This is a genomic window from Massilia sp. Se16.2.3, from assembly GCF_014171595.1.
In the GTDB taxonomy this organism is placed as follows: domain Bacteria; phylum Pseudomonadota; class Gammaproteobacteria; order Burkholderiales; family Burkholderiaceae_D; genus Telluria.
In genome coordinates this window covers 1334182-1357271 of record NZ_CP050451.1, presented here as the reverse complement: position 1 = coordinate 1357271, position 23090 = coordinate 1334182, and the positions used below count along the sequence as shown (strand labels likewise).

At 64.9% G+C, this 23090-nt stretch carries 18 protein-coding genes and 1 pseudogene; 4 read left to right on the top strand and 15 right to left on the bottom strand.

Translation table 11 applies throughout. From position 1 onward, the window contains the following. Positions 1-56: 56 nt before the first annotated feature. The 3 genes from ccsB to G4G31_RS06270 form a co-directional block, all read right to left on the bottom strand. Positions 57-1217: a c-type cytochrome biogenesis protein CcsB gene (gene ccsB / locus G4G31_RS06280; protein ID WP_182990727.1), complete on the bottom strand. Its 1161-nt coding sequence runs from the start codon at positions 1215-1217 to the stop codon at positions 57-59. A 40-nt stretch (positions 1218-1257) separates the two neighbouring features. Next, positions 1258-3345: a cytochrome c biogenesis protein ResB gene (locus G4G31_RS06275; RefSeq protein ID WP_182990726.1), complete on the bottom strand. Its 2088-nt coding sequence runs from the start codon at positions 3343-3345 to the stop codon at positions 1258-1260. A gap of 117 nt (positions 3346-3462) precedes the next feature. Beyond that, a complete protein-coding gene (locus G4G31_RS06270) occupies positions 3463-4143 on the bottom strand; it encodes a cytochrome c (protein WP_182990725.1) in 681 nt (226 codons plus the stop codon). Positions 4144-4417: 274 nt separating this feature from the next. On the opposite strand from G4G31_RS06270, the gene yihA reads away from it, so the two are divergent. From yihA to G4G31_RS06255, 3 genes are read left to right on the top strand one after another with little or no spacing between them, the layout of a single operon-like run. Next, entirely contained in the window at positions 4418-5146 is a 729-nt protein-coding gene (gene yihA, locus G4G31_RS06265; RefSeq protein WP_182990724.1) for a ribosome biogenesis GTP-binding protein YihA/YsxC, read from the top strand. A 14-nt stretch (positions 5147-5160) separates the two neighbouring features. After that, positions 5161-6174: a porphobilinogen synthase gene (gene hemB / locus G4G31_RS06260; RefSeq protein ID WP_182990723.1), complete on the top strand. Its 1014-nt coding sequence runs from the start codon at positions 5161-5163 to the stop codon at positions 6172-6174. 3 nt (positions 6175-6177) lie between these two features. Further along, on the top strand, positions 6178-6615 hold the full coding sequence (locus G4G31_RS06255) for a DUF3592 domain-containing protein (protein ID WP_182990722.1): 438 nt from the start codon (positions 6178-6180) through the stop codon (positions 6613-6615). A 59-nt stretch (positions 6616-6674) separates the two neighbouring features. Here the strand turns inward: G4G31_RS06255 and G4G31_RS06250 are convergent, their stop codons facing one another. The 7 genes from G4G31_RS06250 to G4G31_RS06220 all read right to left on the bottom strand — a co-directional run bounded on the left by G4G31_RS06250 (position 6675) and on the right by G4G31_RS06220 (position 17002). Further along, positions 6675-7145 (bottom strand): hypothetical protein, encoded by a 471-nt coding sequence (locus G4G31_RS06250; RefSeq protein WP_182990721.1) that lies wholly within the window; start codon positions 7143-7145, stop codon positions 6675-6677. Positions 7146-7380: 235 nt separating this feature from the next. Beyond that, positions 7381-9087 (bottom strand): tyrosinase family protein, encoded by a 1707-nt coding sequence (locus G4G31_RS06245; RefSeq protein WP_182990720.1) that lies wholly within the window; start codon positions 9085-9087, stop codon positions 7381-7383. Positions 9088-9456: 369 nt separating this feature from the next. Further along, positions 9457-10362 (bottom strand): hypothetical protein, encoded by a 906-nt coding sequence (locus G4G31_RS06240; protein ID WP_182990719.1) that lies wholly within the window; start codon positions 10360-10362, stop codon positions 9457-9459. Positions 10363-10514: 152 nt separating this feature from the next. Continuing rightward, on the bottom strand, positions 10515-13655 hold the full coding sequence (locus G4G31_RS06235) for an efflux RND transporter permease subunit (RefSeq protein WP_182990718.1): 3141 nt from the start codon (positions 13653-13655) through the stop codon (positions 10515-10517). Continuing rightward, the gene (locus G4G31_RS06230; protein WP_229425408.1) at positions 13652-14695 is read right to left on the bottom strand and encodes an efflux RND transporter periplasmic adaptor subunit; all 1044 of its coding nucleotides are present in this window, start codon (positions 14693-14695) and stop codon (positions 13652-13654) included. The genes G4G31_RS06235 and G4G31_RS06230 overlap by 4 nt, the downstream gene beginning before the upstream one ends. 223 nt (positions 14696-14918) lie before the next feature. Then, complete coding sequence (locus tag G4G31_RS06225) at positions 14919-16277, bottom strand: ATP-binding protein (RefSeq protein WP_182990717.1); 1359 nt, start codon at positions 16275-16277, stop codon at positions 14919-14921. Then, complete coding sequence (locus G4G31_RS06220) at positions 16274-17002, bottom strand: response regulator (RefSeq protein WP_182990716.1); 729 nt, start codon at positions 17000-17002, stop codon at positions 16274-16276. The genes G4G31_RS06225 and G4G31_RS06220 overlap by 4 nt, the downstream gene beginning before the upstream one ends. A 199-nt stretch (positions 17003-17201) precedes the next feature. Between G4G31_RS06220 and G4G31_RS06215 the strand changes: the two genes are divergently transcribed. Next, positions 17202-17753: a Spy/CpxP family protein refolding chaperone gene (locus tag G4G31_RS06215; RefSeq protein WP_182990715.1), complete on the top strand. Its 552-nt coding sequence runs from the start codon at positions 17202-17204 to the stop codon at positions 17751-17753. Between the two features lie 221 nt (positions 17754-17974). Here G4G31_RS06215 and dsbD read toward each other — a convergent pair. The 5 genes and pseudogenes from dsbD to rpsK form a co-directional block, all read right to left on the bottom strand. After that, a pseudogene (gene dsbD, locus G4G31_RS06210) lies at positions 17975-19935 on the bottom strand (protein-disulfide reductase DsbD). 149 nt (positions 19936-20084) lie between these two features. After that, the gene (gene rplQ / locus G4G31_RS06205; RefSeq protein WP_182990714.1) at positions 20085-20480 is read right to left on the bottom strand and encodes a 50S ribosomal protein L17; all 396 of its coding nucleotides are present in this window, start codon (positions 20478-20480) and stop codon (positions 20085-20087) included. A 120-nt stretch (positions 20481-20600) separates the two neighbouring features. Next, positions 20601-21578 carry a DNA-directed RNA polymerase subunit alpha gene (locus G4G31_RS06200; RefSeq protein ID WP_026354946.1) on the bottom strand — a complete coding sequence of 326 codons (978 nt, stop codon included), beginning with the start codon at positions 21576-21578 and terminating at the stop codon, positions 20601-20603. Between the two features lie 147 nt (positions 21579-21725). Then, complete coding sequence (gene rpsD / locus G4G31_RS06195) at positions 21726-22349, bottom strand: 30S ribosomal protein S4 (protein WP_182990713.1); 624 nt, start codon at positions 22347-22349, stop codon at positions 21726-21728. Positions 22350-22681: 332 nt separating this feature from the next. Beyond that, a complete protein-coding gene (gene rpsK / locus G4G31_RS06190) occupies positions 22682-23086 on the bottom strand; it encodes a 30S ribosomal protein S11 (protein WP_005663404.1) in 405 nt (134 codons plus the stop codon). Positions 23087-23090: the final 4 nt, after the last annotated feature.

The following is a 23090-nucleotide window of genomic DNA, read 5'->3' as shown; positions in this document are numbered from 1 at the left end:
GCGTGGGCGGGTCCCCCGCCCACGCGTTCAACGAACGATGGCACACCCTCGCCGGCTTACAGTTCCCCGTACGAATGCAACCCCGACAAAAACATATTCACGCCCAGGAAGGCAAAGGTCGTCACCAGCAAACCCACCACCGCCCACCAGGCCGCCATCCGCCCGCGCAGGCCCGCCATCAGGCGCATGTGCAGCCAGGCCGCGTAGTTCAGCCAGACGATCAGCGCCCAGGTTTCCTTCGGATCCCACGACCAGTAGCCGCCCCAGGCCTCGGCCGCCCACAGCGCGCCGAGCACGGTGGCGACGGTGAAGAAGGCGAAACCGACGGAAATGGCCTTGTACATGACGTCGTCGAGCACTTCGAGGCTTGGTAAGCGGTCGGCCAGGATGCCATGCGATTTCAGCAGGTAGGCGGTGCCGACCATCGCGGCCAGCGCGAAGGTGCCGTAGCCGATGAAATTGGCCGGCACGTGGATCTTCATCCACCAGCTCTGCAGGGCGGGCACCAACGGCTGGATCGTCGCGGCGTCGCGGGAGACGGTATACCAGAGCAGGAAGCCCACCGCCGCGGCGATGATCAAGAGGACGAAGGCGCCCAGTTGCCGGGTGGCATAGCGGTCTTCGTAGTACAGGTAGAACAGGGCCGTGATCATCGCGAACAGGATGAACACCTCGTACAAATTGGACACCGGGATGTGGCCGACGTCGGCACCGACCAGGTAGGACTCGAACCAGCGCACCATCATGCCGGTAAAGCCCAGCACCACGGCAGCCCAGCACAGGCGCGAACCGAGCACGGCACCGGAGGGCGAACGGCTCAGGAGCCCAATCCAGTAGAACACGGTCGAGAACACGAACAAGGCGCTCATCCACAGGATGGCGGACTGGCTCGACAGCATGTATTTCAGGAAGAAGCGCCCGTCGGCCGCTGCCAGGTTGCCGTCGTACAGCCCGATCGCCCACAGCGACAGCAGCGCGATCAGGGGAATCAGCCAGCGCACCGGCTTCCAGTGCCAGCCCAGCGCGGCAAAGGTGGGCGCGGCCAGCAGCAGGATGGCGCGCTCGTAGATGTCCATGAAGCCGGCGTAGCGGTTCAATGCGAACAGGGCGGCGGCCAGCAGCGCGGCGCCATAGACCCAGTCGAAGGCTGTGAGGCGGCGGAAATAGCCCGGCGCTTGGGTGTAGGTGACGGGCGTTTTCAGGTGGGATGCTTCCATCGTTGTCTCCAGTGCCTGTATCTTGTGCAACTTGTTCAGATTACGCCGATTGCGGCAATGTGGTGGCCAGTTCGGCGAACTCTTTTTCGAAATCGAGTGTCTTGCGCTGGGTGCTCATGGCGAACAGCGCATGCGCCCTGCCCGCGTCGCCCCGTACCCAGATCCAGATGCGGCGGTCGCGGATGTAAAACATCGCGAAGATGCCGGCAATCAGCAGCGCGCAGCCGAGGTAGACGATTTTCTTGCCCGGCGAGCGCGTCACCTGCAGCACCGAAGCTTTCACTTCGTTGAATTCGTCGAGCTGCAGGTAGACCGGGGCGCCGTAGAAGAAGCTGTCCGACAGGGTATTGGTCGCCAGTTGCAGGAAGCGGCCATGCTGTTCGCTCGGTTCGATCGGCGCCAGCCCCGCTTGCGCGCGGGCAGCCTGCCACAATTCCCACAGCACGCCGTTCAGCATCTTCATGACCACGCCCGTCGCCTTTTCCTGCTCGGCCTGCGGGATCTTTTCCAGGAACTGGGCCACGGCGACGAAACCGCCCGGCGTGCCCTCGCCGGCGAACATGCCCAGCGTACGCGCAGCCGACTGCTCGAGCTGCCCGGCAAAGCCCGCGGCCTGGCCGGGCGCCAGTGCACGGGCGGCATAGCTGCGCGCCGCCTGCGCGCGCAGGGCGGGGTCGTGCAGGGCGGCGCGCAGGCGCATCCATTCGCGCACGCTGTATTCGTCGTCGGCGGGAATGCGCAGGAAGCGGAATTCCTCGGCCGGGCTGGATCGCACGCCGGCCAGGTAGACCTGCACGCCATCGAGCGTCACCGGCTGCATGTAGTTCAGGAATTCTCGCGCCTGCCCGGTCTGGTCGCGCAGCTTGTACTGCACGCTCGGACCCACATTCTTCAGGTCCTTGTTGGCGCTGTTCTTGGCTGCCGAACCGGAGGCCTTGCCCAGCGTCGCGGCGAACTGCTCGTTGAAGGATTTACCGGTCGCGACCGCGCGCACGTCGTTGCCGGCCGCGGTGTTCTCGACATTGAAGGGGCGGAAGCCCGACCACTCGACCGAGAAGGTGGCGCCGCCCGCTTTCAGTTCCGTGCTGCCGTTGACTTCGCCGGCGATGGTAAAAGCCTTCGCGTCGGCGCCCGCCATCGGGAAGCCCGTCAGCTTCAGTTTGCTGCCACCATCCTCGAAGCTCGACTGGTAGACGGCCACGCCCTTGTAGATCAGCGGCTGGTTGACCTTGATCGTCGCCGGGAAGGTGGTGTTCGCTTCGCGGTCGTGCACGATGACGTCGCTGGCGAACAGTTTCGGCATGCCGGTCGAGTAGAAATCGATGTGGAATTTCTTCAGTTCGATCTCGAAGGGCAGTTCCTGCAGCAACGAGCCGCCCGACTGCGCGATCGTGGCGATGCGGCCGACCTGCCCTTCGGCCAGCAGGATATTGCCGCGGTAGGTCGGGTTCGACACGCTCAGGCGGTGCTGCTCGGGAATCTGGGCGATCAGGCCGCCACCACTGTACGGAGTCTTGCCGTATATCCATTGCTGCAAGCGGATGGGCAATTCGGAATCGAGCATGCCGCCCAGCAGGATGACGATGATGGCCGTGTGCGCGAAGATGTAGCCGAACTTGTTGCCGGCGCCTTTTTTCGCCGCCACCAGCGTGCCCGTGTCCTTCTCGATGATCTTCACCGCATAGCCGGCATGCTGCAGGCGCGCCGCACTCTGCGCCGCCAGCGCGGCCGGGGCCAGGTCCGCGTGCCACTCGCTCTTGTGGTGAAAATTGCGCAGCGAGTCTTCGCGTACGCTCTCGCGCCAGCTGCGCATGTCGCGCATCATCTTCGGCGCATTGCGCACGACGCAGAGCGTGGTCGAGACGATCAGGACCAGCAGGATGAGGAGGAACCACCAGCTGGTATAGACGGTATAGATGCCGAACTTGCGGAACACCTCGTACCAGAAGGGACCGAACTGGTTGACGTAGTTCGGCATGATGTCGCTCTGGCGCACCACGGTGCCGATGATGGCGGCAATCGACACCAGCACCAGCAGGCTGATGGCAAAGCGCATCGACGACACCAGCTCGACGGCCTCGGCCAATGCGCCGCGGCGCGACTTCAGTTCAATTCCGGTGGTGCTCATTGTTCTACCAAACTTCCTCTTGCGGCACGGTTCGCCGCGAGCTTACAGCAAAAAGGGCGCCAGCTTGCGCTGCCGCCCTTCCCTCACAGTTCTGTCCGACTCGAAGCGCCTGGCAAATCAGCGCAGGCCGGCGATATAGTCGGCCACCGCCTTCATCTCCGCTTCCGACATGCGCTGCGACAGCGCCGTCATCTGCGGGCTGTTGTTGCGGGTGCCGTTCTTGAACGAGACCAGCTGGGCCAGCGTGTAGTCCTGCTGCTGGCCGGCCAGGCGCGGATACTGCACCGGGATGCCGGCACCGGCGGCGCCGTGGCAGCTGGCGCAGGCAGCAACGCCTTTCTCGGCAATGCCGCCGCGATAGATCTTGCGGCCCAGTTCGACCGTGTCCTTGTTCTTGGCGGCGCCCGGTTTGGTTTTCTGGGTAGCGAGGTAGGCGGCGATGTTGCGCTTTTCTTCCTCGGTGAGCATCTTGGCGTAGGTGGTCATGACCGGGTGCTGGCGGTTCGGCGTGGTGAAGTCGACCAGCTGCTTGTGGGTGTAGGCTTCGATCTGCGACGACAGTTTCGGATTGACGGCAATGCTCGAATTGCCGTTGGCGCCGTGGCAGGATACGCAGGCCGGCAGGCCTCTAACGTTGTCGCCGCCGTCGTACAGGGTGGCGCCCTTGGCGGCGTCGGGCTTGGCGGCAGCCGGGGCGGCGGCGTGCTGTGCATGGGCAGCGCCGGCGAACGCCAGGCTTGCAACCAACAACGATTTCACGAACACCGCAGCAGCGGACGATACAGACACACGATTCATTCGAGCACCCTGAAAAAGTCGACAACAGATTGTAAAGAACTAAAGCGGCCCCCACCGACAGCGTAACGGGGCCTCGAGCAACCGTAGCGAGCGGAAGGAGTGGTGTCCGAGAAGCGCAGCTGTACGAGGAGTACAGCCGGTCCGCCGTTGCGGAGCATCGCAGGACGCCAATCCGACGCGCAGTAGGTTGATCGAGGTCCAACCACCAACCCCTTATTGTACAATAGCTTTGTTTTTTCATTGCTTCAATTCATTGCCTTTTTCACCTCTCCCCATGTCCAAACTCTGGCAAGCCCGCTTCTTCACGACCGTCAACCAGCTGCGCGATCTCCCCAACACCGTGGTGCCCGAGATCGCCTTCGCCGGCCGTTCCAACGCGGGCAAGTCGACCGCGATTAACATCCTGACCAACCAGAAGGGCCTGGCATTCGCCTCCAAGACCCCTGGCCGTACCCAGCACATCAACTATTTCTCGATCGGCGGCGCCCACGTCGGCCAGCACCGCAAGGATCCGACCATCGTCGAGGAAATCCGCGCCCTGCTGGTGGACTTGCCGGGTTATGGCTATGCGGAAGTGTCGGGCAATGCCAAGCTGCACTGGCAAAAGCTGCTGGGCGACTACGTCCAGCGGCGCGAGCAGCTCGCTGCCCTGGTGCTGATCATGGACTCGCGCCGTCCCTTCACCGACCTCGACGTGCAGATGCTCGAATGGTTCGCCCCCACCGGCAAGCCGATCCACTGCATCCTCACCAAGGCCGATAAGCTCAACCGCAACGAGCAGGCCAACGTGCTGCGCGAGGCGAAAGGCGTGCTGGAAAGCTATGTCGACGAGGATGGCGAAGGCTTCCCGTTCACGGTGCAGCTGTTCTCGGCCCTGAAGCGCATCGGCATCGAGGAAGCGGACGCCAAGATCCAGGAATTGATTGGACTGGACCGCGACGAGGTCGACGAGGCCGATGCGCAGGACGAAGGCGACGCCGCCCCAGCCCCCGACCAACCCTGACGAAAGCGAGCACGATGTCTTCCATCATTACCGGCCAGTATCCGAACACCCGCATGCGCCGCATGCGCCGCGATCCGTTCTCGCGCGCCCTGATGCGCGAAAACACCGTCACGGCATCGGACCTGATCTACCCCGTCTTCATCCTCGACGGCGAGAACCAGCGCCAGCAGGTGGCGTCGATGCCGGGCGTGGAGCGCGTGTCGGTCGACCTCCTGCTGAAGGTGGCCGAGGAATGCGTGGCATTGGGCATTCCGGTGCTGGCGCTGTTCCCGGTGATCGATGCGTCGCTGAAAACCTATGATGGCGTGGAAGCGACCAATCCGGACGGGCTGGTGCCGCGGGCTGTGCGCGCGCTGAAAAAGCATTTCCCGGAACTGGGCATCCTGACCGACGTCGCGCTCGATCCCTACACCACCCACGGCCAGGACGGCCTGCCCGACGAAACCGGTTATATCGTCAACGAAAAGACGATCGCCATGCTGACGCGCCAGGCACTGGCCCAGGCCGAAGCCGGTGTCGACGTCGTCGCGCCCTCGGACATGATGGACGGGCGCATGGGCGTGATCCGCTCCGCCCTGGAAGAACGCGGCTTCATCCACACGCGCCTGATGGCCTATTCAGCCAAATACGCGTCTGCCTTCTACGGCCCCTTCCGCGACGCCGTCGGTTCGGCCGCCAACCTCGGCAAGGCCGACAAGAACACCTACCAGATGGACCCGGCCAACAGCGATGAAGCCCTGCGCGAAGTGGCGCTCGACATCGCCGAAGGTGCGGACATGGTGATGGTCAAACCAGGCATGCCCTATCTCGACATCGTGCGCCGCGTAAAAGACGAATTCAAGGTGCCGACCTTTGCCTACCAGGTCAGCGGCGAGTACGCGATGATCAAGGCCGCCGCGCAGAACGGCTGGTTAGATCACGACAAGGTCATGATGGAATCGATGATGGCCTTCAAACGCGCCGGCGCCGATGGCGTGCTGACCTATTTTGCGCTGGACGTGGCGAGGAAGCTGAAGGCAGGCGGGTAAGCGGTGGCCGGCGAATGGGTACCGGTGCTGGTGGGCGTTGCTATTGCAGCAGTTGGCGCGGCCGGCCTGTACAGGTACCGCGGGTCGGCCAGCTGGCCGCAAGTAGCGGGAACGGTCGTCGAAGTGGCGGTGGTGAAGACCCGGGGCGACATCGGCAGCAGCCAGAACGCGGTCTTCTACTACCCTGTCCTGCATTACCGATACGTCGTCGACGGTAAAGTCTACCGGGGCAAGAGCAGCCTCGGTTCCGGGGTGTCCAGCCGCGCCAATGCCGCTGAGTCCGGCAGCGGATACAGTTCCGGCCAGCGGCTCCCTGTCGCCTTCAACCCGCGTAATCCGCATCGCAGCACCATCCGCCCCGGCGCCCATCGCTGGCTCTGGCTGGTGGTGATCTTCGGACTGGGCTTTATTGCGCTGCCGTTCTGGCTGGTGCAGCGATAAAATAGAAGCCGTGCCGGGGCAGGGTTTCCGGTCGCGTCGCTTCCAATCTGGGCCGCCCCCTATGCCGCCCGGTCGACGCAGAAATTGACTGCGATCTCATCCCAGCCAGGCATCTCGCGCCGCCACACGCGCGGGCTGCGCACGCCGTCGGCCGCGCGCAGGTAACACCTGAGAAGATCGGCGCCCGAGAACTCCATCCGGTTCGGGGCATCCCCCATTGCCGCGACGAGTGCTACCGGCGGGCGGATGTGCAGGAAGGCGACGGCGTGGGGCAAGGAAGAGCCGAATACCGTGAATGCCCACCCGCTCTTCTGTGCGCACAGGTGCCTGATCGGCACAGCCGCGACGTGCTGGTAACGGACGTGCTCCGTCGTCAGCGTTACGACCTCGTCGGCAGTGAGCACGGCCCAGTGCGCCCCGTCCGGTCCCAGTTTCATGCTCGGATCTTGCAGCGTCCCGCCAGTGAAGGTGCAGACTTTTTTGCCGGGGCCGCGCTGGCCCACGGGGCCGTTCAGTATGTAGGTAGGCATCTCGCTTCCAGTGTGACAGCAGGTGATCGTACCGGACGGTATGTACTGGAAAGACTACCGGAAGTTTCGTCAATACAGAAAGCAAATTTCTCCTGCGTAAGGCGCTGTTGCAAGTGCGCCCATATGGCAGGGAGGCCGGAGGTCGGCCTCCTCCTGCCGGGATGCCAACAAGCACACATTCAAGACACACCATGCCGGGACGCGGTGTGTCTGGTGCTGGCTTGTCGGCTCCGGTTCAATAGGCCTCGACATTCACCGCCAGCAGTTCCACCGCACTCGCCTCCCCCATCCCGTGGTGCCCCATTGCCGTGTGCAGCGGCACCACGCGCACGCGCAGCGTACCGTCGCTGCGCGGGCCGGACGTGCCTGACGAGGCCAGTTTCTCGCCCAGCGGCAGCGCATAGGTCAGCGCGCCGCAGTTGGCGTGGTGGCCGAACATGACGATGGTCGCCAGGTAAAACGGGCTGGTGGCGTCGATGTTTGATAAGTCGTCGGGGCCGTTGAGCACGACGACATACGGATCGTGCGCCATGCCGGCGAAGTTCAGCGTGATGTTTGCTACCAGCGTGACGCCGGATGCAGCGGCGGAGGCCAGCGTGGCTGCTGGCACCGCGACGGTGGCGCTGGCGGGCTGCTCGCCATGCACCTGCCGGGTTTGTACCGTGCCGGGGAAGACGCGCCGGCCAGCCGAGCGTGCGCGCGGCTGCGACGTGGTACGCGGGACCGAGTCCTCGCCGGAACCGGGCTCGTAGTCGTAGTTGAACGCGGCCACCGAGGCATAGTCGCCGGCCTCGGTCTTCGTGACCGGCGCGCCATTCTTGTCGACGAAAAACAGCATCGGTTCGCGCGCCCAGCGGTAGTAATCGGTCGCCTTTTCCTCGGGCGATTTCTGGTTGTCCGGCAGGTCGGTACGCAGTTCCACGCCTGCCGGCAGGGTAGGCAGGCCGAGGCGCTTCTGCTTGCGTTCCCACACGTCCCACAGGCGGTCCATGTTGGCGTGGTGCAGGAAGAAGACGGGGTCGACGGGCGAGAGCATGTCGGCCATGAAGCCCTGGCCCTCGACGAAGTTGCAGTCGCGCGAGCCGACGCAGCGGTGGACGGAGTTGTGCGGCTTCGCTTCCAGGATGCCGAAGCCGGCCGGCGTGCCGTGGTTCGAACTCTTCGGGCTGGCGAAGGTGGGAAAGTCGGGTGCGTCGAGCGCGGCGCGGATGGTGGCGATCGAAACCGAGTCGCCTGTGGCGGCATTCAATTGCGGACGTTCGCGCCGCAGTCCGCGCGCGCCCGGCTGCTCGTAGAACAGGCGGCCGGACGGATCGGTGATGATGTCGAACATCAGGTCCTGCTCGAAGCGCACGCCGCGCGCGAGCAGCTGGCCGTATTGGCTGCGGCGGGTGAAGGTGCCGCCCGGGGAGGTCCAGTAGCCGGAATTGGCAATCGCCGTGCGCAGGCGGTTGTCGAAGTCGGCTGCGGTCGGGATATAGGCCTCGTGATTGGGGTCCAGCACGTCGTAGAACATGCCATCGGGGATCTTCGGTTCGGCGGTCCAGTCCCAGTACGGCAGCGCGAAGCGCGGGTCGCCGGAGAGTTCGCGGCAGATCTGCTCGAACCAGCCGAGGTAGCCGCGGTGCCAGGGCAGGAACCACCAGTTGCCGTGCGGGCAGTCGAGCGTGTGGACGATGGCGTGGCGGTACCAGTTGCGCGGGTCCTCGGGCGGCAGCGCCAGCATGGCGCGCACGGCTTTCGCATAGCTCTTGAGCATGCGTTCGCCCGCCTTGGAAGCGGAGGCGTTATAGCGGCGGAAGGCACGGAAATAGGGTGTCGGAATGACCGGCTGCGCCGAGGGCAGGCCGAAGGGCAGCATGCTCGTGGCGAGCACCGCGCCGGTCTTGAACAGGGTTGCGCGACGTGACGGGCTGAAGGCAGTGTGTGGCTTCTTGCTCATGGGACGCTCCGTGGAGGACCGCCCGCCTGCGCCCGGGGTGGGCACGAACCGGCTGGGCTTGGAATCAGCCTAGCTCGTCCGTATGCGGGATAACTGGCGCACCGCAAAGGTGCGCGCCGGCGGAGGCGCCGGCCGTTCGCAGCCATTCCCGGTAAAAAAACACGCTGCGGCAAGGGTCTAGCGCCGCGCAAAGTGTGCCGTTATCGGTCGTGTCGCCCTGTATGCACGGGATGACACCGCGTGGGCTCAAGAGCCCACCCTACGATTTGAGCAAAGCATGCCGATGCCGCTCATGGCGCTTGAACACATACCGTGACACCGCGTGGAGTCAGGACTCCACCCTACGAAATCGAGGCGCTGGCCGTGAACTTATTTCACTGGGGGCTTGTAGTCCGGGAACATTTCCTTCAACAAGAAGGCTTGCAGTTCCTCGGTATCCTTGACGCGCGCGCTCATCGTCACGACCCGTCCCAGGCGGTGCGAGTCCCAGTCGAAGTCGCCGGTCTTTTCACGGCGGATCAGCTCGATCATCTTCTTGACCACGGCCGTTTCCAGATCGGACTCGCTGCCCTGCTCCACCGTCACCGAGGTCAGCCAGCGGCGCTTGAAGTTCGGGTTCCAGCCGCGGAACTTCAGGTCGAGGCTGTGGAAGGTCCGGTTCGATATCGAGAACACGCCGCCGGTTTCGTTCGCATCGTCGCGGCCGCGGTTGTTGATGGCGGCAATGTTCGCCAGCGCATTGCGGGTGCCGCGCGCGGCTTCGCTTTCCTCGGTACTGGTGCTGGGGTCGACCGCGCCGCGGGCCTGGCGGCGCCTGGCGATGTAGGCGGCCATGTCCATTTCTGGCGGAATTTCTTCGCGCTTGGCTTCGGGCTTGGGTTCCGGCGTCGGCTCCTTCGCCACCTCGACCGGCTTCTCGTCCGGCAAGGTGATGGTGTCCGGCAGGCGTTCCACGCGCGGGCGCGTTGGCTGCGTTTTCGGCGTCTTCTTCGAGGGTGTGGTGGTCGGCGTGGACGACTTTTGCGGCGGCGGCTTGCTCAGCGGCGCGACGTAGACGATTTCGCTGCCGCCGCTCGGCCGGGCTTTCTTCTCGGGGCGATCGGGCTGGTAAAAGTACAGCGCGACCAGCAGCAGGTGCAGCAGGATGGTGACGGCCAGGCCCGTGCGGCTGGCGCGGCGCTCGCCATACTGGAGCGCCGGGCGTGCGGACAGAGGCTGGCCGCAATGTGCGCAGACATCGCTGTCGTTGCTGCAGGTATGGAGATTGTCACGCAAGTTCAATAGCACTTTCCAGGTAGCCAAATAAGCGAAAGGCGGCCAATGCGGAGTCTACCCGGTTTGGGTCTTCCACGCACGGCCGCGTTCCGAAGCAATATTTCCTGGCTCAGCTTACAGGCAGGCTATCCTGATGGTTGTTACAACTTGTTTCAGCGGGCCTGGAGCGGGTGCTTGGCGGCCTCGTGGGCGGCATGCCCGGCATGCGCGCTTTCCGCGGCCGCCACGTCGTCGTCCGTCATCGGCCCGGTGCCGCTGTACTTGTCGAGGTAGAGGTAGATCACCGGCGTGATGTAGAGCGTGATGACCTGCGAGAAGATCAGGCCGCCCACCACGGCCAGGCCCAGCGGCTGGCGCAGTTCCGCGCCAGCGCCGATGCCCAGCGCGATCGGCAGTGCGCCCATCATCGCGGCCAGGGTCGTCATCAGGATCGGCCGGAAGCGCAGGATACAGGCCTCGCGGATCGCCTCGACCGGGGTCATGCCGGCATTCCTCTGCGCGTCGAGGGCGAAGTCGATCATCATGATGGCGTTCTTCTTGACGATACCGATGAGCATCAGGATGCCGATCATGGCAATCAGCGTCAGGTCCATGTCGAACAGCCACAGGGTCAGCAGCGCCCCGACCGCCGCCGACGGCAAGCCGGCAAGGATGGTCAGCGGGTGGATATAGCTTTCGTACAGGACGCCGAGCAGCACGTAGATGACGCCGATGGCCGTGATGATCAGGATCAGCTGGCTCGACTGCGTGTCCTGGAACACCGCGGCGTCGCCGCCATATTGCGTGATGATCGAGGCCGGCAGTTTCATGTCGCGCCCCATCTCGTCGATGGCGGCGGTGGCGTCGCCCAGCGGCACGCCCGGTGCCAGGTTGAACGCGAGCGTGATCGCCTGCAATTGTCCCTGGTGGTTGATGGCGATCGGGCCGACCGTGCGGCGCACGTTCGCAAAGCTCGACAGCTTGACCAGTTCGCCCGATTTCGAACGCACCGATACTTTCGACAGCGCATCGTCGTAATGACGGTCGGCCTCGGCCGCTTCGAGGATCACGTAGTAACTCGCCGCGCTCGAATAGATGGTCGAGACCTGGCGCTCGCCGAAGGTGGCATACAGCACGGTGCGCACGGCGGCCATGTCGACGCCGAGCAGCGCCGCCTTGTCGCGGTCGATGTCGAGGGTGGCCTGCAAGCCGCGGTTCTGCGAATCGCTGGTGACGTCGCGGAAGATCGGATTGGCGCGCATGCGCTCGAGGAACTGGTCGGCCCAGTTGCCGATCTCCCCGCCCGATACGCTCTGCAGCGAATACTGGTAGCGGCTCTTGCTCGGGCGTCCGCCCAGCTGCAGGTTCTGCACCGGTGCCATGTAGACTTGCACGCCGGCGATGTTGCGCGTGGCCTTGCGCAGTTCGTCGAGCACTTCCGGCATCGCCGGGCGCTGCTTGCGCGGCACGAGCACCAGGAACATGCGGCCGGTATTGCCGCCGCCGGTGAACGCGGTCACGCTCTGCACGTGCTTGTTGGCGCGGATGGCCTCGACGGTCTTGTCCTGCAAGGCCAGCAGCGCGGCCGACGAGGTGTCTTCCGAGGCTTCGACGGTCACCCGCAGCTGGCCCAGGTCTTCCTCAGGGAAAAAGCCTTTCGGCATGGTCGAGTACAGCAGCCCCGTCAGCACCAGGGTGCCGAGCGCCAGCATGAGCACCAGGAAGCGGTGGCGCAGCGCGCCGTCGAGGGTGCGGGCATAGGCGTTGCGCACGCGGGTGAACATGGCCTCGAAGCGGCGTCCGATCCACGACATCTCGTGCGGCTCGACGTGGCCGCCGTCCTTGATCAGGCGCGAGCACAGCATCGGCACGAGTGTCAGCGACACCGCGGCCGAGACCAGCACCGCCAGGCCGACGACCACGGCGAATTCGCGGAACAGCAGGCCGATCACGCCCGGCATGAAGAAGATCGGGATGAACACGGCGACCAGCGAGATCGAAATCGAGACGATGGTGAAACCCATCTCGCGCGAGCCGACCAGGGCCGCATGGAAGGGTTTCTTGCCCAGCTCCATGTGGCGCACGATGTTTTCCAGCACCACGATGGCATCGTCGACCACGAGGCCGACAGCCAGTGTAATGCCGAGCAGCGAGATATTGTCGAGGCTATAGCCGAAGGCATACAGCAGCGACAATGCACCCAGCAGCGAGATCGGCACGGTGACCGCCGGAATGAGCGTGGCGGTCAGGCGGTGCAGGAACAGGAAGATCACCAGGATGACCAGCACGACGGTGCCGGCGAGGGTGAGGTTGACGTCGTGGATCGCTTCGCGGATCGACACCGAGCGGTCGTTCACCAGGTGGATCTTGATCGAGGCCGGCAGCTGCGTTTCGAATTTCGGCAGCAGCGCGCGCACCGAGTCGACCACCTGCACGGTGTTCGCGTTCGGCTGGCGCTGCACCACCAGGACGATCGATCGCTCGCCGTTCAGGCTGGCCGCGGACTTGACCGACTGGTAGCTGTCTTCCACCTGCGCCACGTCCTGCAGGTGCACGGGCAGGCCGTCACGCGTGGCAACGATCAGTTTGGCGAAATCGGCCGCCTTCATCAGCTGGCCGCCGCCCTGGATGGTGAGCGTCTGGGCCGGACCGTCGAGCACGCCCAGCGGCGCGTTCGAGTTGGCCGCGCGCAGGGCCGCTGCCAGCTCATCCATCGAGATGTTGCGGGCGTTCATCATGTCGGAGCGGGCCCGCACGCGCACGGCAAAGCGCTTGCCGCCATTGACCGAGACCTGCGCGATGCCCGGCAGGGTCGAGATTGCCGGCGAGACCACGTTTTCGGCGTAGTCGTTCAGCTCCGACAGGTTCATCGACGGCGAGGTCATGTGCATGAACAGGATCGGCGAGTCGGCCGGGTTGACCTTGCGGTAGGACGGCAGGTCGGTCATTTCCAGCGGCAGCTGGCGCTGGGCGCCGAGCAGGGCCGCCTGGACGTCGACGGCAGCCTTGTCGACGTCGATCTCGGTGGCGAATTCCAGCGTCAGCGAGGTGCTGCCCTGGGTACTGGTGGACGTGATGAGCTTGATGCCGGCAATCGTCGAGAATTGCTTCTCCAGCGGCAGGGCCACCGATGACGCCATCGTCTCCGGGCTGGCGCCGGGCAGGTTGGCGCTGACGTTGATGACCGGGGTGTTATAGCTGGGAAGTGCCGCGACCGGGATGTGCATGTAGGCGAGGATGCCGACCAGCACCAGGCTGATCGACAGCAGCACCACCATGACCGGGCGGCGGATACACAGTTCGGACAAATTCATGCCGCTTTATCCTTTCGTGCCGCAGGCGCATCCTGCGCGCCGGGCTTGCCTTGTTGCCTGGCACCAGCCAATCGCACCTTGCCGCCCGGACGCAGGTTCTGCTTGCCTTCCGTGATCACCTGCTCGTTGCCGGCCAGGCCAGTGACCGCCGCGTTCAGGCCGAAGGCGTGCAGGCGCGTGATCGGCACCATGCGCGCCGTCCCATCGTGCTCGGCCACGTAGACGAAGGTGCCTTCCGCGTTGATGATGATCGCACTTTGTGGAATCACCACCGCATCCTTGATCGTGCGCACCGTGACGCGGGTGTTCACGTACTGGCCCGGCCACAGCAGGCCGTCGCCGTTGCCGAACTGGGCTTTCACGCGAATGGTGCCGCTGGTCGGGTCGACCGTGTTGTCGACAAAGCTCAGCTGGCCCGTCACCGGCTTGGCGTCCCCGCCGGTGCTGGCCTCGACCGGTACCGTGCCCTGCTTCTGGGCCGCCAGCAGCGAAGCCAGGTTTGACTCAGGCAGCGTGAAGGCGACGTCGATCGGGGCAAGCTGGGTCACCGTGGTGAGCGAGGTGGCGGGTTGCACCAGCGAACCCGGATAGACATTGATGGCACCGACCCGGCCCGCCATTGGCGCGCGGATGGCGGTGTAGCTGGCATTGACCTGGCTGGCCTGCACGGCGGCCGAATTCGCGGCCAGCGCGGCGCGCGCGGCGTCGACCTGGCTGTGCAGGGTGTCGACGGCGCTCTGGGCAATAAATTTCTGTGCAAACAGTTCCCCGCTGCGCTTGTACTGGCGCTCGAGGTCGGCCAGGGTGGCGCGGCCGCGTGCCACTTCCGCCTGGGCCTGGGCCACGCTGGCGCGGTCGCTGCGGTCGTCGAGCGAGAACATCAATTGGCCGGCCTTCACGAACTGGCCTTCCTTGATGTGCACCTGGCGGATCGTGCTGGTCGTTTGCGGACGCAGGTCCACCGTGCGTTGCGGCGTGACGGTGCCATTCGAAGCGACGTCGACGCCGACGTCCTGGCGCTGCGGGGTCACCACGTTCACCGTGGTCGGCCCCGGCGCCGCCGCGGCCTCCGCCCTTGCCGGTTTCCTCGTGGGCCTGGCCTGTCCCCTTCATGGTCCAGGCAGCGCCGGCTCCGGCGGCAACGACGATGGCGATCACAGCGAGCGTATTCTTTTTCATTCGATTCCCTTGCCGCGCGTCCCGGCGGCTTCCTCAATCATTAATCCAGCAAGACCGACATTATGACGCCTGCGTGTAAGGCGCCTACTTTCCCGGATAATACGCCGGTAGCATCAGCGTGACTTCCAGGCCGCCGTCCGGGGGGTTCGCCAGCGCGATGCTGCCGCCATGCTGTTCGGCGATGTTGCGGGCGATGGTCAGCCCGAGGCCGGTACCGCCCGATTCGCGCGAACGCGAGGTTTCCACCCTGTAGAACGGATCGAACACGCGGGTCAGCTCGGCCTGCGGAATGCCGGGCCTGTTGTCGCGCACGCGGATGCGCGCGGCGCCGTTCACGCGGTCGACCACGACCTGGGCCTGCTGGCCATACTTGACGGCGTTGTCGATCAGGTTGCCGAGGCAACGCTGCAGGTCGAGCGGGCGGCCCAGCAGGGCCATGTTCGAACGGCCGGCCAGCGTGACGGGCAGGTTGGCATCGGCGGCATCGTCGCAGCTCGAGGCCAGCAGCGAGTCCAGGTCGAGCATCTGCATGCTCTCGGTCGCGTCCATGCTGCGTGCCAGGTCCAGGCCCTCGCGCACCATCGCCTGCATGGCCGAGAGGTCGCCGATAAGGCGTTCCTGCAGTTCGCGGTCGTCCACCTTTTCCAGGCGCAGGCGCATGCGCGTGAGCGGCGTCTGCAGGTCGTGGGTGATCGCCGCCAGCATTTGCGTGCGCTGGAAGATGTACTGGCGGATGCGCGCCTGCATCGCGTTGAAGGCGGCGCTGGCCTGGCGAATCTCGCTGGCACCGGTCAGGTCGAGCGGCGCGCGGTTGATGTCGTTGCCGAGGTCTTGCGCGGCCTGCGCCAGCTGTTTCAGGGGACGCGTCGTCATGCGCGCCACCGGGTAGGCCAGAAAAGCGGTGCTGACGAAAAACAGCGCGAGCACGGCGCGGTAGTCGGTATCGGCCGGAGCGAGCGCCCGCGGCGGCAGCACGGCCAAGTGCAGCTGCTCGCCATCGCGCAGGCGCACGTTGAGGTTTTCGCAGGCGCCGCGCCACTCCGCGCTGAGCAGGCCGTACAGGATGGGCATGCGCGGCGGATGCGCGCAGGCGTCGGGCGCGGCGGCCGCGGGGACGATCTGGTAGTCCTTGCCGAGCCGCTCGGACAGGGTCTTCGAAAAGCCCGTGGGCTGGGCTGCACTCGGATGCGGCGAACCGACCGCGAGCAGCAGCCCCGGACGGTTGGCGACGGCCAGGTAGGCGCGCCGCGTCGATGCCGGCACGATCTCGGTGGCCATGATCAGCTGCTCGGCGCGCTCGATCAGGGTCTGGTCGCGCTGGCGCTCGAGCACGCGCTGGCGCTCGACGTCGGCCAGCCACTGGGTCAGCGCGGCCGATACCGGGATCCCCAGCAGCAGGGTGGCGAAGACACGGCCCGTCATCGAGCCGATGAAAGCCCTCACGCGGCTGGCTCCACGGTCACCTGGCCGGCCAGCACGTAGCCGCCGTTGCGCACGGTCTTGATGATCTGCGGCATGCGCGCGTCCTCGCCCAGCTTCTGGCGCAGGCGGCTGATCTGGATGTCGATCGAGCGATCGAAGGGGTCGGCGTCGCGCCCCTGCGTGAGGTTCAGTAGCTGGTCGCGGTTCAGTACCCGGTTCGGGTGCTCGAGGAAAACGCGCAGCAGCCGGAACTCGGCGCCCGACAGCATGATCACGAGCCCGTCCGGGTTGACCAGGTGGCGTGCGGTGAGGTCGAGCGTCCAGTTCGAAAAACGCATCTGCTGCACGTTCTCGGCCGGCGCATTCGAAGGCATGGCATGCGAGCGGCGCAGTACGCTGCGGATGCGCGCCAGCAGTTCGCGCGGCTCGAAGGGTTTCGGCAGGTAGTCGTCGGCACCCATCTCCAGGCCGAGGATGCGGTCGAGCGGCTCGTTGCGGGCGGTCAGCATGATGACCGGCAGGCTCGAGCTGGCGCGCAGCTTGCGGCATAGCGTGAGGCCGTCGTCGCCTGGCAGGTTCAGGTCGAGCACGATCAGTTCGGGACGCGACTCGTCGAGGATTTTCCACATCGCAGTGCCGTCGCCGGCGGCCAGTGCGCGGTAGCCGTTCGACTCGAGGTAGTCGGCCAGCAGCTGGCGGATGTCGCGGTCGTCGTCGACGATGAGGATGGTAGAGGGATTGTCCATGAACGCAATTATCCCTGCTTCATCCGAGCCTGCACAGACCATTTGTATCGGTATGTATATGGATTCAGGAAGGAAACATATTGATACAAAGTACGTGGCAGGGGACACGCTGGGGTTACAGTTTTTAGAGAAGATAGGTCCTGTGCAGCGAGAGGTTCGGATGCACAAACTGATCCACTTACACATCCAAGGACATCACATGAACACCCTCCGCAAGAACATCTTCATCGCCCTGACCGCGCTTGGTATCGCCGGTACCGCCCTCGCGCAGACGGCAGCCGTGACGGCGACCGTGCCGGCGTCGGAAGGCCGCCATGGCCACGCCGTCAGCGCCGAGCAGCGCGCAGCGCACAAGGCCGAGCGCCAGGCGAAGCGGGTCGAACGCCGGGAGCAGCGCGTCGCCAGGCTGCGCGCCGAACTGAAGCTGACGCCGCAGCAGGAACCAGCCTTCTCCGCCTTCGTTGCCGCAGGCAAGCCGGCCCAGCGTGCCGACGCGCGCGTTGGAGGCGAGCGTGGCAAGCTTGCCGCCCTGCCGGCACCGCAGCGCCTGCAGCAGCACATCGAGCGCCAGAAGCAGCGTACCGCGCGCATGGAAGCACGCCTGGCTGCCCTGAACAACCTGTACGCCGTGCTGACGCCGGAACAGAAGCAGGTGCTCGATAGCAAAGCCACGCGCTTCGGCGGCCGTCACCATGGTCATCGTGGCCACGGCGGCCGTGGCGGCGAGCGCGGTGCGGCGCTGCAAAGCTGAACCGTTCAGCCGATGAGGAAAAGGGATGCCGCGGCATCCCTTTTTTTGCGCTGGCGGCCGGGCCGCCGATGTTTTCGCAGGGTGGGCTCTCGAGCCCACGCGGTGCGGTGTTTGCTTGACGAACAACTGGGCGACATCGCCATCGCGTGCGTGCCGCCATCGCGTTGCGAGCGGTCACGCGCCGTACCGCGTGGAGTCGGGACTCCACCCTACGGACGCCGCTATTCGAGCTTCTGCAGCGAGCCCAGGAACTTCTCCGTGCCCTGGTACCCGATCACGCGGCTGTCCGCGATCTCCTTGCCGTCGCGGCCAAAGAAAATGATCCCTGGAGGGCCGAACAGGCCAAAGCGCTTGAGCAACGCCTTGTCGTGGGCATCGTTGGCGGTGACGTCGACCTGCAGCAGCAGCGTGTTCGCCAGTTTCGCCTTGACCGCCGGGTCGACGAAGGTCAGTTTTTCCATCTCCTTGCACGACACGCACCAGTCGGCATAGAAGTCGAGCATCGCGGTCTTGCCGGGATTGGCGGCCAGGGCCGCGTCGAGGTCGGCGACGGTCTTCACGCGGCGGAACTCGAGACCCTGGTGCGCACCACCCGTCAGTGTGGCGAGCGGCGCCAGGACGTCGCGCGCGCCGCTGGCCAGCCCCACCACCTGCACGGCGCCCAGCAGCCCCAGCGCGACGCCGAAGGCCATCGCCAGCGGGTGGCCACGGCGGCTCAGCAGCCAGGCGCCGTAGCCCAGCAGCAAGCCCGCCCACAGCAGCATCTGCAGGGCGTTCGCCAGCACCGGCGCCACCAGCCACAATGCCATGCCCAGCATCAGCACGCCGAAGAAGCGTTTGACGTTTTCCATCCGGGGGCCTGCGCGCGGCAGCAGCCAGCCGGCCGAGACGCCGACCAGCAACAGCGGAATGCTCATCCCGACCGCCATCGAGAACAGCGCGGCGCCGCCGACGACCACGTCGCGCGTCTGGCTGATGTAGACCGGGCACCGGCCAGCGGCGCGGCCACGCAGGGACCGACGATCAGGGCCGAGATCGCGCCCATGGCGAACACGCCGGCCAGTTTGCCCGGGCTCTGGCGGTTCGACGCGCCCGCGAGCTTCGTCTGCAGGGCAGCGGGCATCTGCAGTTCGTAGAAGCCGAACATTGACATGGCCATCGCCACGATCAGGAGCGCGAACGTGCCCAGCACCCATGGGTTCTGGAGCGAAGCCGACAGGCCTTCGCCGGCCAGGCCCGCGCCGACGCCGAGGGCGGTGTACACGACCGCCATGCCGAGCGAATAGGTGGCCGAAAGCAGGAAGCCGCGGGCGCGGTGCGCCTGGCCGCCCTGCCCGACGATGATCGACGACAGGATCGGCACCATCGGCAGCACGCAGGGCGTGAACGCCAGGCCCAGGCCCAGCAGGGCGAAGGCTGGAACGATCGCCAGCAGGCGCCCGCCCCGGAGGATGGCCCCGATGCCCGCCATTTCCGAAGGCGCGTTGGTACCGGAGGTGGATGCGGCGGCCGGGACGGCAAGCGGCGTCGCGGCAGACGCCGCCTTGCTTGCCGGCGCGGGTGTTCGCACCGTCGGCTCCGTGGGCGCTAACGCAGCCGCGCCGGGTTCAGTGCGGGCACTGGCGCCGGCGCCGGGGCCGGTATTTGCGCCGCTACTGGCCGCGGTATCGGGCCCGGTGCCGCCGCCCGCGCCGGACAACGGATGCGCGGGCGCGGCGGCCGGGCGCGTTTGCGGCGCGGTTTCCCCAACCGTCAGCTGGGCGCTCGCCTGCTGCGGCGGATAGCACAGGCCGGCGTCGGCACAGCCCTGGCTGGTGGCGTTCAGGGTGAACGGTCCCTTGCCTTCGACCGGGATGCGGATGGTGACGTTGCCGTGGTAAGTCTCGACGTCCTTGCCGAAGGTTTCGTCGAACTTGATCTTGCCGGGCGGGATGTCGGGCTCGCCCAGCCTGGCGCCGGTCGCGGTGAACTTGAAGCGTTCGCGGTACATGTAGTAGCCGTCCGCGACCGCATAGGTAACGACGGCGTCGTTGCCGTCCATGCGCGCCGAGAAGCGGAAAGCCATGGCCGGGTCGAGGAAGTCCTGGGCCGCGCGCGCGGGCAGCGGCAGGCTGGCGAACAGGATCAGCAGCGACAGGATGGCAAGCAGGCAAGCCTGCGCGCGGGACAGGAGACGGGACATGACTTCTTTCGCTTATTTCTTCGGATGATGACGGCGCAGCGGAATGGTACACCGGCTTCGTACCGCTGGGTGACAGGTGGCCGATCACGGCTGCCACAGGCGAAAAAAAACCAGGCGCGAGGCCTGGTTTTTCTTGTCGAACGGAGCAATTACTCGGCGGTCGGTGCTTCTTCAGCCGAGGTGACTTCCGGACGGTCCAGCAGCTCGATGTAGGCCATCGGCGCATTGTCGCCCACGCGGAAACCCATTTTCAGGATGCGCAGGTAGCCGCCATTGCGGTTGGCGTAACGTGGGCCCAGTTCGGCGAACAGCTTCTGCACCATTTCGCGGTCGCGCAGGCGAGCGAAGGCCAGGCGCTTGTTTGCCAGGGTGTCGGTCTTGCCCAGGGTCAGGATCGGCTCGATGACGCGACGCAGTTCCTTCGCTTTCGGCACGGTGGTCTTGATGGCTTCATGACGCAGCAGCGAGACGGTCATGTTGCGCAGCATGGCGAGGCGGTGGGACGAGGTACGGTTCAGCTTACGGAGGCCGTGACGGTGACGCATGGTACTTCCTTTCGAGTGTTTAATTTCCAGTTCTTCGATCGTTCATGCCAAGGCATGACCGCGGACCGGTTCATAAGGGTTAAAACTGCCCGGACAACATTGTTCGGGCAGGTGGTGCAATTACTTTTCCAAACCGGCTGGTGGCCAGTTCTCGAGTTTCATGCCCAGGGTCAAGCCGCGCGAAGCAAGGACTTCCTTGATTTCGTTGAGCGACTTGCGGCCCAGGTTCGGCGTCTTGAGCAGTTCGTTTTCCGAACGCTGGATCAGGTCGCCGATGTAGTAGATGTTTTCCGCTTTCAGGCAGTTTGCCGAGCGGACGGTCAGTTCCAGGTCGTCGACCGGACGCAGCAGGATCGGATCGACCAGCGGAGCACGCGATGGTGCTTCGGCGGCGGCTTCCGTGCCTTCCAGGGCAGCGAACACGTTGAGCTGGTCAACCAGCACGCGGGCCGACTGGCGAATCGCCTCTTCCGGGGTGATGACGCCGTTGGTCTCGATGTTGATGATCAGCTTGTCGAGGTCGGTACGCTGTTCGACACGGGCCGATTCCACGGCGTACGACACGCGGCGCACCGGCGAGAACGAAGCGTCCAGGATGATGCGGCCGATGGTCTTGTTGGTGTCTTCCGACAGGCGGCGCACGTTACCAGGAACGTAGCCACGGCCCTTCTCGACCTTGATCTGCATGTCCAGCTTGCCACCGGCGGTCAGGTGAGCGATCACGTGATCCGGGTTGATCAGTTCGACGTCATGCGGCAGGTCGATGTCCGATGCCAGGACGGCGCCTTCGCCTTCCTTCTTCAGGGTCAGGGTGACGGAGTCACGGTTGTGCACCTTGAACACGACGCCCTTCAGGTTCAGCAGCAGGTCGACAACGTCTTCCTGCACGCCGTCCAGCGACGAGTACTCGTGCACGACACCGGCGATGGTCACTTCGGTCGGCGCGTAGCCGATCATCGACGACAGCAGGACACGGCGCAGGGCGTTGCCCAGGGTGTGGCCGTAACCGCGCTCGAATGGCTCCATCACGACTTTGGCGTGACCGGCACCGAGGGCTTCGACGTCGATGATACGTGGCTTCAACAAACTATTTTGCATGAAATGTCCTTTTCAATACCCTCGGCTCGTTACACCGATAAGGCTGATGGCATGTGGTGAATTCTTGGGTGAATCTGGCGTAGCAGCGAAAACGCAAAGAAGGCACGCCCCCTCGGATACCGAGCAGGCGCGCCTCTTCAAAAACGATTAACGCGAGTACAGTTCGACGATCAGTGCTTCGTTGACGTCGGCGGCGATCTCGTTACGCTCTGGGAACGAACGGAAGGTGCCTTCCATCTTCTTGCTGTCGACCGAGACCCAGCTCGGCATGCCGACTTGTTCAGCCAGCGACAGCGCTTCGACGATACGCACTTGCTTCTTCGCCTTTTCGCGCACGGCGATGACGTCGCCGGTCTTGACAGCGTACGAAGCGATGTTCACGACGTTACCGTTGACGGTGAAGGCCTTGTGGCTCACCAGCTGACGCGCTTCAGCGCGGGTCGAGCCGAAGCCCATGCGGTAAGCGACGTTGTCCAGGCGCGATTCCAGCAGCTTCAGCAGCGTTTCGCCGGTGTTGCCCTTGCGGCGCGATGCTTCAGCGAAGTAGCGGCGGAACTGGCGCTCGAGGATGCCGTACATACGCTTGACCTTCTGCTTTTCGCGCAGCTGGTTGCCGTAGTCGGAGGTGCGGGCACCCGATTTCACGCCGTGCTGGCCTGGCTTGACGTCCAGCTTGCACTTCGAATCGAGCGAGCGACGTGCGCTCTTGAGGAACAGGTCAGTGCCTTCACGGCGCGACAGTTTTGCTTTTGGTCCGATATAACGTGCCACGTTGAATCCTTTAATGTATTAATCACGCCCCAGAGGCATCGTTGCCGATGCGGCAGGCGCTAGTCCGACCCGTAGATGAGCGGACGTGGCTGAAAAAAGATGCCCGAGGGAGCGCTTGACAAAACTTTCAGGGCAAGGCGCGTCGTCGAAGGCAGTACGCCTGTACGGCGAGACGATGCAACGCAGCCATGAGAGTTTTGTCAGGCGCTGGGCCCAAGGCGACAACAGCCGGGCAGTATACCCGAATTCGGGATACTGCACCGGCTTTTGATACTGCTAATCGCTTGCGCGATGTATCGAAACAACTGGGCAGCGAAGCCGCCCGGCGGTTCTTAGATACGACGACGCTTTGGAGGACGGCAGCCGTTGTGCGGAACTGGCGTCACGTCCTGGATCTCGGTGATCTTGATGCCCAGGTTGTTCAGCGCGCGCACAGCCGATTCACGGCCTGGGCCTGGGCCCTTGATACGCACTTCCAGATTCTTCACGCCGCTTTCCTGCGCGACCTTGCCGGCTGCTTCAGCAGCGACCTGTGCCGCGAACGGGGTCGATTTACGCGAGCCCTTGAAGCCAGCGCCACCCGACGTCGCCCACGACAGGGCGTTGCCCTGGCGATCGGTGATCGTGATGATGGTGTTGTTGAACGAAGCGTGGACGTGGGCAATGCCCTCAGCCACGTTCTTCTTCACTTTTTTACGAACGCGTGCTGCTGCTGCGCTGCTTTGTTGCTTAGCCATGGTC